This is a genomic window from Bradyrhizobium sp. Kon56 (assembly GCF_055807635.1).
The window spans coordinates 517,459-530,566 of sequence record NZ_JBVVOU010000002.1 but is presented as its reverse complement, the minus strand read 5'-3'; the positions used below and the strand labels follow the sequence as shown (position 1 = coordinate 530,566).

General features: G+C 64.2%; 10 protein-coding genes. 5 read left to right on the top strand and 5 right to left on the bottom strand.

Translation table 11 applies throughout. The annotated features are described in order from the left end of the window. Positions 1 to 98 precede the first annotated feature (98 nt). Complete coding sequence (locus AC0L3B_RS05605) at positions 99 to 587, bottom strand: MmcB family DNA repair protein (protein WP_085361950.1); 489 nt, start codon at positions 585 to 587, stop codon at positions 99 to 101. Positions 588 to 845: 258 nt separating this feature from the next. On the opposite strand from AC0L3B_RS05605, the gene AC0L3B_RS05600 reads away from it, so the two are divergent. Next, positions 846 to 2,543, top strand: coding sequence for an alpha-amylase family protein (locus AC0L3B_RS05600; protein WP_204513088.1), 1,698 nt, complete (start codon positions 846 to 848; stop codon positions 2,541 to 2,543). A 157-nt stretch (positions 2,544 to 2,700) separates the two neighbouring features. Here the strand turns inward: AC0L3B_RS05600 and AC0L3B_RS05595 are convergent, their stop codons facing one another. After that, the gene (locus tag AC0L3B_RS05595) at positions 2,701 to 4,299 is read right to left on the bottom strand and encodes an alpha-amylase family glycosyl hydrolase (protein WP_473380129.1); all 1,599 of its coding nucleotides are present in this window, start codon (positions 4,297 to 4,299) and stop codon (positions 2,701 to 2,703) included. Positions 4,300 to 4,470: 171 nt separating this feature from the next. Here AC0L3B_RS05595 and AC0L3B_RS05590 point away from each other — a divergent pair, with 171 nt between their 5' ends. Further along, positions 4,471 to 5,151 carry an MBL fold metallo-hydrolase gene (locus AC0L3B_RS05590; protein ID WP_085361953.1) on the top strand — a complete coding sequence of 227 codons (681 nt, stop codon included), beginning with the start codon at positions 4,471 to 4,473 and terminating at the stop codon, positions 5,149 to 5,151. Between the two features lie 118 nt (positions 5,152 to 5,269). Here AC0L3B_RS05590 and AC0L3B_RS05585 read toward each other — a convergent pair whose 3' ends face one another. Both AC0L3B_RS05585 and AC0L3B_RS05580 read right to left on the bottom strand, forming a co-directional pair. Further along, complete coding sequence (locus AC0L3B_RS05585; RefSeq protein ID WP_085385574.1) at positions 5,270 to 6,436, bottom strand: extracellular catalytic domain type 1 short-chain-length polyhydroxyalkanoate depolymerase; 1,167 nt, start codon at positions 6,434 to 6,436, stop codon at positions 5,270 to 5,272. A gap of 141 nt (positions 6,437 to 6,577) precedes the next feature. Next, complete coding sequence (locus AC0L3B_RS05580) at positions 6,578 to 7,990, bottom strand: MFS transporter (RefSeq protein WP_473380128.1); 1,413 nt, start codon at positions 7,988 to 7,990, stop codon at positions 6,578 to 6,580. 230 nt (positions 7,991 to 8,220) lie between these two features. On the opposite strand from AC0L3B_RS05580, the gene AC0L3B_RS05575 reads away from it, so the two are divergent. After that, positions 8,221 to 9,456 (top strand): LLM class flavin-dependent oxidoreductase, encoded by a 1,236-nt coding sequence (locus tag AC0L3B_RS05575; protein ID WP_473380127.1) that lies wholly within the window; start codon positions 8,221 to 8,223, stop codon positions 9,454 to 9,456. Between the two features lie 64 nt (positions 9,457 to 9,520). Beyond that, complete coding sequence (locus AC0L3B_RS05570) at positions 9,521 to 10,897, top strand: cytochrome P450 (RefSeq protein WP_473380126.1); 1,377 nt, start codon at positions 9,521 to 9,523, stop codon at positions 10,895 to 10,897. Between the two features lie 89 nt (positions 10,898 to 10,986). On the opposite strand, the gene AC0L3B_RS05565 is transcribed toward AC0L3B_RS05570, so the two are convergent. Next, on the bottom strand, positions 10,987 to 11,829 hold the full coding sequence (locus AC0L3B_RS05565; protein ID WP_473380125.1) for an SDR family NAD(P)-dependent oxidoreductase: 843 nt from the start codon (positions 11,827 to 11,829) through the stop codon (positions 10,987 to 10,989). 195 nt (positions 11,830 to 12,024) lie between these two features. On the opposite strand from AC0L3B_RS05565, the gene AC0L3B_RS05560 reads away from it, so the two are divergent. Beyond that, a complete protein-coding gene (locus AC0L3B_RS05560; RefSeq protein ID WP_085349750.1) occupies positions 12,025 to 12,990 on the top strand; it encodes a sensor histidine kinase in 966 nt (321 codons plus the stop codon). The last annotated feature ends 118 nt before the right edge of the window (positions 12,991 to 13,108 follow it).

The window sequence follows — 13,108 nt, the reverse complement described above, 5'->3', positions numbered from 1 at the left end:
CTGATCTACGCCAATACTGTCGTGCAACGGGGCACGCCCTGGATCGAAAAAGCCGCCTAGCCTTTAATGGTTGCTACGGCATCGCGCTCGCGGCGCCGCTATTCCCAAAACTCCGCATGCCCCTGCGGATCGACCAGCCGGTTGATCCGCAACGCCGCCGCCATGGCGAACCGCACCGTCATCTGCTTGCGCGTGGCCGCAGCGAGCTTGTGCTCGGGCGCCTCGCATTGCAGGTGCGCACCATAGGCATCCGCGATGATCAAGCCGGTATCTTGCGGAAAGATCTCGCAAGGCAGGTCCTGCGTGAAGGCGAAGAACAGCCGGTCGCAATGCGCCCGGTATTCGTGCCATTTCTGATCGGCGCGCAAATCCTCCACCGACGATTTGATCTCGACGATCCAGATCTCGCCCCGCTCGTTCAGCGCGACGAGATCGGCGCGTCGCCCCGAGGGCAGCGGTAATTCGCTGATGCAGGTGAAGCCGAGCGAGCGCAACAATCGCGCCGTGCCGCGCGCGATCGCCAGCGCCGTCTCGGATTGACGGCGGTCCGGCGGCGGCACGAGGGCAATGCGGGCGGTGTTGTCCATCGGGGGAGGATAGCCGATTCCTCCGTCGTCGTCCTGGCCTAGTGCGCAATTGCGCACGGGAGCCAGGACCATGACTCCAAGGGATCGTTGGTGCACGAGGGGATCACCACCAGTCCTCGTCAAATTTCGGCCTGTGGTATTGGTCCTGGATCTGCGCTTCGCTTGTCCAGGACGACGGCGGGGTACGGAACCGCTCTCGCTCTTAACACTTATCACGCAGCCGCCGCACCTCGGCGGAACCACCGAGGCTGCGCGCGCATGATCGACGATCTCTGGTACAAGAACGCCATCATCTATTGCCTGTCCGTCGGCACCTATATGGACGCCAACGGCGATGGCATCGGCGATTTCAAGGGCCTGTTGCGCCGGCTCGATTATCTGCACGGCCTCGGCATCACCACGATCTGGCTGATGCCGTTCCAGACCTCGCCCGGCCGCGACGACGGCTACGATGTCGCGGATTATTACAGCGTCGATGCCCGCTACGGCACGCTCGGCGATTTCGTCGAGTTCACTCATGGCTGCAAGCAACGCGGCATTCGCGTCATCATCGATCTCGTCGTCAACCACACCTCCGACCAGCATCCCTGGTTCAAGGCGGCGCGGAGCGACAGGAATTCGCCCTACCGCGATTGGTATGTCTGGTCCGACAAGAAGCCGGCCAACGCCAATCAGGGCATGGTCTTTCCCGGCGTTCAGAAATCGACATGGACGCGCGACAAGGAAGCCGGCGCCTGGTACTTCCACCGCTTCTACGATTTCCAGCCCGACCTCAACACCTCGAACCCGCGCGTGCAGGCCGAGATTTTGAAGATCATGGGCTTCTGGATCCAACTCGGCGTCTCAGGCTTTCGGATGGATGCCGTGCCTTTCGTCATCGCGACCAAAGGCGCCAAAGTGAAAAAGCCGGCCGAACAATACGACATGCTGCGGACGTTCCGTGAATTCCTGCAATGGCGGCAGGGCGATGCCATCATCCTCGCCGAGGCCAACGTGCTGCCGAAGACGGACATGGAATATTTCGGCCGTGATGCCGACCGCATGCATATGATGTTCAATTTCCAGGTCAACCAGCATCTGTTCTATGCGCTGGCCTCGTCCGATTCCCGCCCGCTGGGGAAAGCGCTGAAGGCGACCAAGCCGCGACCCGCCTCGGCGCAATGGGGCCTGTTCCTGCGCAATCACGACGAGCTCGATCTCGGGCGATTGACCAAGGCGCAGCGCGACCTTGTTTTCAAGCGCTTAGGTCCCGACAAGGACATGCAGCTCTACGACCGCGGCATTCGCCGCCGCCTGGCACCGATGCTGGGTGGCGACCGCCGGCGGCTTGAGCTCGCCTACAGCCTGATGTGCACGCTGCCGGGAACGCCCGTGATCCGCTACGGCGACGAGATCGCGATGGGCGATGATCTTTCGCTCCCCGAGCGCAATTGCGCGCGCACGCCGATGCAATGGTCGACGGAGCCGCATGGCGGCTTCACCACCAGCGACAAGCCGGCCTTGCCCGTCATCGACGAAGGACCGTACGGCTATCCGCACGTCAACGTCGCCAAGCAGCGGCGCGATCCGAACTCGATGCTGAACTGGACCGAGCGCATCGTCCGCATGCGCAAGGAGGTGCCGGAGATCGGCTGGGGCGATTTTTCGATCATCGCGACGCGCGATCCCGCCGTGTTCATCATGCGCTATGACTGGCGCAACAATTCCGTGCTGTTCGTGCACAATCTCGACGAGAAGCCGCGCGAGATCGCGTTCTCGGCGGGGCTGCCAGGCGAGGCCGGCGCGCACCTGATCAATCTGCTCGCGGAGGACCACAGCCACGCCGACAAGCGCGGCCAGCACCGCGTCGTGCTGGAGCCCTATGGCTATCGCTGGTACCGCGTCGGCGGATTGGACTATCTGTTGAAGCGGAGCGATATCGACGGGACGGTGCGAGGGAACAAGCATCCGGGGTAGTCAGTGCGACCACGCACTCCGTTGTCGTCCTGGCGAAAGCCAGGACCCATTACCCCAATAGGTGATTGTTGTACGAAGCTATCACCACGAATCTTCGTCAAACCACTCCCTGGGGCAATGGGTCCTGGATCTGCGCTTCGCTTGTCCAGGACGACGGTCAGGGTGGCGTGATGATCACGCCCTCGTTGCCGCGCAGATCCAGCACGCCTTCGATCCGCTCTCGCTCGCGATCCAGGAATGTCGACAGCAGAATCTCGCTGCCGAACCTGATCGCGCTGGTGGTGACCGCGATCGGCTCAGGGCCGAGATTGAGCACCACGGTCACCGCCCTGCCCTCGGCCTCGCGGCGATAGATCAGGAGATCGCCTTGCGCGGCAAGCGGATGATAGTCGCCCGCGACCAGCGGCGGACAGCCCTGCCGCAACGCGATCAGACGCTTATAGAGCGTCAGGATCGAACGTGAATCGGCCTCGAGATCGACGACGTTGTTGCGGATGTGATCCTCCGGCAGCGGCAGCCATGGCCTGACGTCCGAGAAGCCGGCGAAGTTGGAAGAATCCCACTGCATCGGTGTGCGGCAGCCGTCGCGGCCGACACCGATGCCGGGCACGTTCTTCTCGAAGGGGTCGCGCACGTCCTCGGGCGCGATCGCGAGCTGATGCATGCCGATCTCGTCGCCATAGTAGAGCGTCGGCGTGCCGCGCAGCGTCAGCAGCAGCATGGCGGCGACGCGGGCCTGCTCCGGCCCGACGCGGCTTGCGACGCGTGGACGGTCATGATTGCCGAGCACCCAGTTCGGCCAGGCGCCCTTCGGCAGCGCCTTCTCGTAATCCTCGACGATTTTCTCGATCGAGCGCGCGCTCCAGAAGGTCGAGAGCAGCGCGAAGTTGAACGGCATCTGCGCGCCGGTGAGATCGTTGCCGTAATAGGCCATGAGGCGATGCAGCGGCAGATAGATCTCGCCGATCAGGACGCGGGCATCATAGGCATCCGTGACGCGGCGCATCTCGGCGATGACGTCGTGCACCTCCGGCTGGTCGGTGGAATATTGCGTCATTATCTTTTCGTTCGGCGGCCGGCCCTCGGCATAATGCGGATTGGGCGGGTTGTCGCGGAACTCGGCGTCCTTGATCAGATGCCAGATCACGTCGACGCGAAAGCCGTCGACGCCTTTCTCCAGCCAGAACCGCATCACGTCGTAGATTGCCGCGCGGACATCGGGATTGCGCCAGTTGAGATCCGGCTGCTGGGCGAGGAAGGCGTGATAGTAGTATTGGCCGGTGGTCTCGTCGAACTGCCACGCGCTGCCGCCGAACTCGGACAGCCAATTATTCGGCACGCCGCCACCCTCGTCCGGGTCGCGCCAGATGTACCAGTCGCGTTTGGGATTGTCGCGCGAGGAACGGCTCTCGACGAACCAGGGATGCTGGTCCGAGGTGTGGTTCGGCACGAGGTCGAGGATCAGCTTAAGGCAGTTGTCGTGCGCGGCGGCGAGAAGCGCATCGAAATCCGCCATCGTGCCGAACAGCGGCTCGATGCCCGTGTAGTCGGAGATGTCGTAGCCGAAATCGGCCATCGGCGAGGGGAAGATCGGCGACAGCCAGATCGCGTCGACGCCGAGCGATTTCACATAAGGTAGCCGCTGCAAAATGCCGGCGAGATCGCCGACACCGTCGCCGTTTGAATCCTGAAAGGAGCGCGGATAGACCTGATAGAAGATGCCGTCGCGCCACCAATCGCTGCCGCCCTGAGCCATGCGGGAAATCCATCCAAAACTGCTTGTTGCGCGGGAGAACGCGGAAGGAGCGCTCCGGTTCAAACCAGCAGGCGAATTGGGACGGCCGTGTGACGATGTCTGCGGTTGTTCCCAGGCCCCGGGGAGAAATCTTTTGCTTGGCGGCATGGCAAAAATCGGCATTGTGGCGCCATGACCGAGCAAAACGAGACACAAGCTGAGGCCAGCGCGAAGGCAGGCGCGATCATCGTCCCCGTGACGCTGTTCGAGCAGAATTGCACCATCATCTGGGACGAGCCTTCCAAGAAGGCCGTGGTGATCGATCCCGGCGGCGACGTGCCGAAGATCCTGGACGCCATCAAGCAGACCGGCGTCACCGTGGAGAAGATCTGGCTCACCCACGGCCATATCGACCATGTCGGCGGCGCGGCCGAACTGCGCGACGCGCTGAAGGTGCCGATCGAGGGCCCGCACGTCGCGGACAAATTCCTGCTCGACAACGTGGTCGAGAGCGGCGCGCGCTTCGGCATGACGGGGGTGCGCAATTTCGAGCCGGACCGCTGGCTCGACGAAGGCGACAGCGTGGCCATCGGCGATCTCCAGTTCGAGATCTATCATTGCCCCGGCCACTCGCCCGGCAGCGTGGTGTTCTTCAACAAGGACTTGCGCTTCGCCCATGTCGGCGACGTCCTGTTCGCGGGCTCGGTCGGTCGCACCGATCTGCCCGGCGGCAGTCACGCGACGCTGATCGACTCGATCAAGACCAAGCTGCTGCCGCTCGGCGACGATGTCGGCTTCATCTGCGGCCATGGCGCCGGCTCGAGCATCGGCCAGGAGCGGATGACAAATCCGTTCATCACCGGCGAGATGTGAGCGCCTATTCCGCGGCGTCTGCGAACGCCGCGGGCTGGCTCAGGTTGCGGTCACCCCATTCGCGGATCGCAGCGACGACGGGCACAAAACTCCTGCCTTATCGGCGCGACGGCCTGAGTTACTTCATCAATCCCGCGGCCGTGAGCGCGCGCGTAATGATCTGGCCGAGATCGAAGCCGCGGGCCTCCTCGCGCTTCGGCTCGGCCGGCTCTTCGGCGATCGCGGCGCGGATCGAGCGCGCCAGATGCGGCGCGGGCGAGCGGGCCGGCGTCGGCTTTGCCTCCGCCTTCTTCGCAGCGTCGGGAATCCAGCCGGTGAGGCCGAAGAATTTGGCGATGTGATAAGACGAGGAGATGCCGGCCTCGATCAGGAACGCGCCTTCCACGCCATAGCGCTGGTCGTTGTCGGCAAGGCCGAGCGGCGTGCCGTGGGCCATGTCGGTGATGGCGTAGGACTCGACGAGCGTCTCGCCGTCCTTGTTCCACCAGGCCTGGCGCGGATAGCCGTCGATGTCAGTTTCCGCCATCGGCGCCTCGGGCAGATCGTGCAGGTCGAGCCATTGCTTGACGATCTCGTTGGCATTGCCGGGATTGACGGTGCGATCGGCGCTGCCGTGCCACACCGAGATCCTCGGCCAGGGCCCGCGATGATTCGAGGCCCGCCGCACCAGATCGCCAAGTTCACGCGCCGGCCGCTCCGGGGAATGAAACATGCCGTCGAGCGCCTCGCGCAGATTGGTCGCGATGCCGTAGGGAAGTCCCGCGATCACCGCACCGGCCGCGAAGACTTCAGGGTAGGTCGCGAGCATCACCGACGTCATGCCGCCGCCGGCCGACAGGCCCGTGATGAAGATGCGCTTGGGATCGACGCGATGCGTTTCCGTCATATGCGCGATCATCTCGCGAATCGAACAGGCCTCGCCACTGTCCCGCGCCGTGTCTTCCGGATTGAACCAGTTAAAGCAGGTGTTGCTGTTGTTGATGCGCTGCTGCTCGGGCATCAACAGCGCGAAGCCGTAGTGCTCGGCGAGCGTCGACCATCCGGCACCGAGGTCGTAGCTTGCCGCCGTCTGGCCGCAGCCGTGCAGCACGACGACGAGCGCGCGCGGCTTCTGCAGTTGCGGCGGCACGAACGCGAACAGGCGCAGATTGCCGGGATTGTCGCCGAAGCCCGTGACCTCTTGCAACGGACTGGACGCATCGGCGCTCCGGCCAAACTCGGCGAAGCGCAATCCGTCCAGCTTTGGCAGACGTCTCAAGAGATCGACATTTCTGGTTAACGACACGGCAGCTCCTAGCAGGCGACGTTCAACGTCCACCCAAACCAAATAGTTGCTGCAGCGCAAAATAAAAAGACCGTGTGCTGTCGATGAGGTGCTAAATCTCAGGAAAGCCTGAAGAAATCAGCACGTATTGACCGCAATGCCTCAACTTCGTGCAGATACCCGGCGCATCCACGCCAGGAATGCGGCGCAGATCATGATTAATGTTGCGAACAGTGCGAGCGAGACGAGAAATCCTGCGCGCGCTGATTGCACCGCTTCGACGGCGAAAAACATGGCGCCGATTGCGGCCACTCCGGCCGCATTTCCGACTTGCGCCGTGGTGCCGTACATGCCGGAGGCAGAACCGGCGGCCACAGGCTTCACCGTCGAGAGCACCGCGCCGGAGAGCGGCGCCATCACCAGCCCCTGACCGTAGCCGAACACGATCATGGTGAGCGCGAGCAGGAGCGCGGACGGCGCGTCGACAGAGAACGCGACCAGCGCAAGCGCCGCGAGGCCCGCGATCTGAAGCGCGCAGCCTTCGATCAAGACCCTGGTGCCGCGATGGCGCGCCCGTGCGCCACTATGGCGCGAGGCCACGACGAAAGCGAGCGCGAGCGGAATGAAGGCCATGCCGGCCGCGAGCGGCGGGATTTTCAGCCCTCGCTGCATGAACAGCGTCATGACCAGATAGAACGAGAGATTGGCGGAGAAGAAAAAGAACGCCGCGCCAAGGCCGCGCAGGAAAGCGGCGTCCGCCAGCAGCGAGAGATCAATCAGCGGCATGCCGCCGGCGCGTGCCACCGCATGCTCCAGCTTCGGGAACGCCAGGAGGATCGCGGCGCCGACCGCCATCACCAGCCACAGCCACGGTGCCCAGCCGACATCGTGACCCAGCAGCAGCGGACCGATCATGCACAGCAATCCGGCGAACAGGACGATGCTGCCCGTGATGTCAAGCCGCGTGCCGGCGCGATGCGGTGCCGAGGGCATGATGCGCCAGGCCGCCACCGCGATCACGAGACCGCACGGCACATTGACGAAGAACACCGAGCGCCAGCCGGTGCCGGCGAGATCGATCGTGACCAGGAGACCGCCGAGCAGAAAGCCCGCGGCACCCGCGAGCCCCAGCACAATGCCGTAGATGGCGAAGGCGCGGTTGCGCTGTTCGTCGGTGAACAGGAGATGCAGCGTCGCCAGCACCTGCGGCACCATCAGCGCGGCGGAGGCACCCTGCGTCAACCGCGCGACGATCAACTCCGAACCGGATCGCGCCAGTCCGCACCACAGCGACGTCAGGGTGAAACCGAGCAGGCCAGCCAGGAACACGTTCCTGGTGCCGTGAATGTCGCCAAGCCGGCCGCCGGTGACGACCAGCGTGGCATAGGCGATCAGGTAGATCGCGATGACGGATTCGATCTGAGCCGGCGACGCCTTCAACTCGACCGCGATGGTCGGAATGGCGACGTTGACCACGAAGGCATCGACGCCGAACATGAACTGGGCGGCCACGACGATCGCCAGCACCCACCAGCGACGCGACGTGTCGACCTGCTTTGTGACGGTTTGATGCATCGGCGCGTGATCCTCGGATGTCCTTGCCGATCATCTCAGACCGCATGCGGCGCCGCGATTACCTCGAAGGTAGGATCCTCGCGCGTTCCGCCTCTCTCAGCGTGCCGGGAGAGGAAGACGACATACGCATGGCTGCATTCCGCCGCGCGGGACATCGCGCGATTGCGTTCGCTGTCTCCAGCACGTAGCTTCGCGCCACAAACAAAAAAATGTAAGCCGGAGAGAACGCCATGGCGCGCCTGAAGTTCGGAGCCTTCCTTGCCCCGCATCATCCGATCGGGGAGCATCCGATGCTCCAGTTCCGGCGCGATCTCGACCTGGTCGAGCAGTTAGATAGCCTCGGTTATGACGAGTTTTGGTGCGGCGAGCATCATTCCTCCGGCTGGGAGATGATCGCCTCGCCGGAGATGTTCCTGGCGGCGGCCGGCGAGCGCACCAAGCGGATCAGGCTCGGCACCGGCGTGGTGTCGCTGCCCTACCATCATCCCTACAACGTCGCGCAGCGCATGGTGCAGCTCGACCACATGACCGGCGGCCGCGCCATCTTCGGCTCGGGTCCCGGGGCGCTCGCCTCCGACGCGCATACGCTCGGCATCGATCCGATGACGCAGCGCGACCGCCAGGACGAGGCGATCGGCGTGATCCGCCGCCTCTTCGACGGCGAGCGCGTCACGGCGAAGAGCGACTGGTTCACCATGAACGACGCTGCGCTGCAGCTCCTGCCGCTGCAGGAGGAGATGCCGTTCGTCGTGGCCTCGCAGATCTCGCCCTCCGGCATGACGCTCGCGGGCAAATACGGCATCGGCATCATCTCGCTGGGTTCGATGACGACGCAGGGGCTGATGTCGCTGCAGCAGCAATGGCAGTTCGCCGAGGACGCGGCGAAAAAGCACGGCACCAAAGTCGATCGCGCGAACTGGCGCGTGCTGCTGACCTGGCACATCGCCGAGACCCGCGAGCAGGCGCGCCGCGAGGCCGGCCCCGGCCTAATGCGCTGGCACAATGAATATAATGTCGGCACGCTGCAACGGCCCGGGCTCACCGCGTTCGCCTCACCCGACGAGGCCGTGGACAAGACCGCTTTCGTCGACGGCGCGGCCTCGGTCATCGGCACGCCCGACGACCTCGTCAAGATGATCAAGAACGTGATGCAGGTCTCCGGCGGAATCGGCGCCGTCATCGGCTTCGTGCACGACTGGGCCAATCCGGAGAACACGCGCCGGAGCTGGGACATGGTCGCGCGCTACGTGGTGCCCGAGATCAACGGCTACATCGACGGCTTGCGCAAGTCGCAAAAATTCGTGATCGAGAACCGCGCGATCTTCGAGCGCGCGGGACAGGCCGTGATGGCCAAGATCATGGAAAACGAAAAGGCCGCCGAGGCGCTGAAGGTGACCGGCGCCGGCCGCGTTGCGATTCCGGCCGTCAATGCGCCGGATTTGCAGAAGGAAGCGGCGAAGCGGTAGGCGCGGAGTCATCGCAGCTGGATTGTGTTATGTTGGCCGGGTCTAGCCAACCGGAGCAATCGTCATGTCGATGCAGAATGTGGCCGCCCCTGCGCACGGCTTCACTCCGCCCAAGCGCAACGAGCTGACCCACATCCCCGGCGACGAAGGCTGGCCGATCATCGGCAAGACCTTCCAGGTGCTTGCGGACCCCAAAGGGCATATCGAGGCGAACGGCGCCAAATACGGCCTCGTCTATCGCACGCATTTCTTCGGCGAGACCAATATCGTGCTGCTCGGCCCCGAGGCCAACGAGCTCGTGCTGTTCGACCAGCAAAAGCTGTTCTCCTCGACCCATGGCTGGAACAAGGTGCTCGGCCTGTTGTTTCCGCGGGGATTGATGCTGCTGGATTTCGAGGAGCACCGGCTGCACCGCAAGGCGCTGTCGGTCGCATTCAAGTCCGGCCCGATGAAGTCGTATCTGGGCGATCTCGACCGCGGCATCGCCGCCCGCCTCGCGCAGTGGAAGGCCAAGCCCGGCGAGATGCAGCTTTATCCGGCGATGAAGCAGCTCACGCTCGATCTCGCCGCCGCGTCCTTTATCGGCGCCGATATCGGGCCGGAGGTCGACGAGATCAACCGGGCCTTCATCGACATGGTCGCCGCTGCCGTCGCCCCGATCCGCCGACCGCTGCCCGGCACGCAGATGGCGGCCGGCGTCAGGGGACGCAAGCGCATCGTGGCTTATTTCCGCGAGCAGATTCCGCTGCGACGCGGCAATCTCGGCGGTGATGATCTGTTCTCGCAGCTCTGCCGCGCAACCCACGAGGACGGCGCGCTGCTCTCGGAACAGGACATCATCGACCACATGAGCTTCCTGATGATGGCGGCGCACGACACGCTGACCTCGTCGCTGACGTCGTTCATTGGCGAACTCGCGGCAAATCCCGGCTGGCAGGACAAGCTTCGCGCGGAAGTCATGGCGCTGGGGCTCGCCCCTGACGCGCCAAGCAGCTTCGACGATCTCGAAAAGATGCCGCTGTCGGAGATGGCGTTCAAGGAAGCGCTGCGGATCAAGCCGCCGGTGCCCTCGATGCCGCGCCGCGCCGTGCGCGATTTCAGCTTCAAGGGTTTTTCGATTCCGGCCGGCACTGCGATCGGCGTCAATCCGCTCTACACCCACCACATGAAGGACATCTGGCCGGAGCCGGATCGCTTCGATCCGCTGCGCTTCACCGAAGAGGCCCAGCGCAACCGCCACCGCTTCGCCTGGGTGCCGTTCGGCGGCGGCGCGCATATGTGCCTCGGCCTGCACTTCGCCTACATGCAGGCCAAATGCTTCGCGCGGCACTTCCTGCAGAACATCGAGGTGTCGCTGGAGCCCGGCTACAAGCCCGACTGGCAGATGTGGCCGATCCCGAAGCCGCGCGACGGATTGCGGGTGCGGGTGAAGGCGGTTTGAGCATCGCAGTCGTCATTGCGAGCGAAGCGAAGCAATCCAGACTGCGTCCGCGGAATGCTTCGTCGCTTCGCTCCTCGCAATGACGAAAACTACCCGGCCCCCTGATCGAACGCCTTGCGCAGGGCCACGTAGCCCTGCTGCTGCTGGCTCCAGTTGCGGCCGCCGGTCATCGCGCCGTCGATGACGAGGTCGTGGCCGTTGATGAAGCTGGATTCGTCGCTGGCCAGGAACACCGCTGCATGGGCGATGTCATCGGGAAGGCCGGCGCGCGGGATCGGCTGCGCGGTCTTGTAGACCTCGCGCATCACCGCCGGCGTCTTCTCCGCCGCGTCGGTCGAAAGCCCGAGCGCCTTGCCGAAAATGCCGGTCGCGATGGCGCCGGGCGAGATCGAGTTGACGCGGACGTTGGATTCGCCGAGCTCCATCGCCACGCATTTGGTGAGATGGATCACCGCCGCCTTGGCCGCACCATAGACCATCGATGATGAGAAGCCGGCGAGACGGCCGGCGATGCTGCCGTTGTTGATGATGCTGCCAGATCCCTGCTTCTTCATGTGCGGCGCGGCGTGCTTCATGCCGAGCATGACGCTGCGCAGCAGGGTCGCCATCGCCACATCGAAGCGCTCGACCTCGAGGCCTTCGATGCCGCCGGTCTGCGCCGGGCCGCCGGCATTGTTGAACAGGCAGTCGATGCGGCCGAATTTGTCCACCGCGAGCGCGATCAGCGCCTGCATCTGCGCTTCGACCGTCACATCCGTCTGGCGGAAGACGCAATTCGCCCCGAGCTGCTTCGCCAGCGCCTCGCCTTCCGGTGTGCGCCGGCGCGCGATCACAATTTTGGCACCTTCGGCAACGAAGACTTCTGCAGTCCGCAACCCGATCCCGCTGGTCGCGCCCGTGATCACCGCGACCTTGCCATCCAGCCTGCCCATGGAATGTCCCTGTTTTCGAACCCCTTGACGCCAAATGGCGGACACCGATCGACGACGGCGCCGCGACGGTCGGCGCCGCGGCAGGCACTATTCCTGCCGGCTTCCGACAAGGCAAGCTTTGCTTGGGGCCGGCGACATGCGTAACATTCCTGGCGATCGCTCGATTGTCGAACGCATATCGCGACCGGACTGCGCATGGGGAAGCTGATCGACGAATTCCGCAAGGGCTGGCAGGGCGTGGCACCGCCGTCGCTCGGCCTGAGCCTTGCGTTTGCGGTCGCCTGCCTGCTGGTTGCGACGCTGGCGCGCTGGGCCCTCGCCCATGTGCGGCCCGACGTCTATTTCACGCCGTATTTCCCGGCCGTGTTCTTTGCAGCCGCGTTCGGCGGCTTCCGCATCGGCATCATCACGGCGCTGGTGGGCGGCGTGCTCGGCGTCGTCGTGAATTTCGGCGATGCCTTTGCCGATAACGCGCGATTCGCCCTGCTGGCGCTCTATTGGGCAGTCTGCGCGCTCACCATCTGGGGCGTCGAGCACTATCGCTCGCTCCTCGTCGAGCAGCGGCGGATTTCCAGACGCCTGATCGAGGAAGAAGACTACCGCAAGCTGCTGGTCGACGAGCTCCAGCACCGGCTGAAGAACAAGCTGTCGACGGTGCATGCCGTGCTGCATCAGGTGCTGCACGATCAGCCGCAGATTTGGGCCCGGATCGATCCGCGGCTGCGGTCGCTTGCCGCGACCGACGATTTGATCTCACGGATCGACAAGGCCGGCTGCGACATTCGCGACCTCCTGATCTCCGAGCTCGGCCCTTACGGCCATGTCCGCTTCACGCTCAACGGCGACCGGCTGTTCCTGCCGCCGAAACTTGCGGTCACGCTGTCCCTGATGTTTCACGAACTCGCCACCAACGCAGGCAAATATGGCGCGTTCTCCGCGCCGCGCGGGCTGTTGCAGGTGTCATGGACCGTCAGCGACGATCGCCTGACCGTGACCTGGGATGAAACCGAGGGTCCGAGCGTCGACAAGATCTCCGAGCCGGGTTTCGGCACCAAGCTGTTGAAGTCGGCGCTGTCGGCCTTCGACGGCAAGACGGAGGTCTCCTATCTCAGGACCGGACTTCATTGCACCATGCAATGCCGTATCCCCAAGGACGGTTAGACGCGGCGCCAACGAAACCCGTTCGCGCGCGTCGTTCGCGGTTTCACCGGACGCGTTGACGCCCTGTTAATGACGATAGGCTGCGCGCGTCGCATCGCCGCAAAACACCACCGTAATT

Excerpts from the sequence above, each read along its gene's own strand:
- AC0L3B_RS05605 (WP_085361950.1), bottom strand. The coding sequence starts at position 587 with ATGGACAACACCGCCCGCATTGCCCTCGTGCCGCCGCCGGACCGCCGT.
- AC0L3B_RS05600 (WP_204513088.1), top strand. The coding sequence starts at position 846 with ATGATCGACGATCTCTGGTACAAGAACGCCATCATCTATTGCCTGTCC.
- AC0L3B_RS05595 (WP_473380129.1), bottom strand. The coding sequence starts at position 4,299 with ATGGCTCAGGGCGGCAGCGATTGGTGGCGCGACGGCATCTTCTATCAG.
- AC0L3B_RS05590 (WP_085361953.1), top strand. The coding sequence starts at position 4,471 with ATGACCGAGCAAAACGAGACACAAGCTGAGGCCAGCGCGAAGGCAGGC.
- AC0L3B_RS05580 (WP_473380128.1), bottom strand. The coding sequence starts at position 7,990 with ATGCATCAAACCGTCACAAAGCAGGTCGACACGTCGCGTCGCTGGTGG.
- AC0L3B_RS05575 (WP_473380127.1), top strand. The coding sequence starts at position 8,221 with ATGGCGCGCCTGAAGTTCGGAGCCTTCCTTGCCCCGCATCATCCGATC.
- AC0L3B_RS05570 (WP_473380126.1), top strand. The coding sequence starts at position 9,521 with ATGTCGATGCAGAATGTGGCCGCCCCTGCGCACGGCTTCACTCCGCCC.
- AC0L3B_RS05565 (WP_473380125.1), bottom strand. The coding sequence starts at position 11,829 with ATGGGCAGGCTGGATGGCAAGGTCGCGGTGATCACGGGCGCGACCAGC.
- AC0L3B_RS05560 (WP_085349750.1), top strand. The coding sequence starts at position 12,025 with ATGGGGAAGCTGATCGACGAATTCCGCAAGGGCTGGCAGGGCGTGGCA.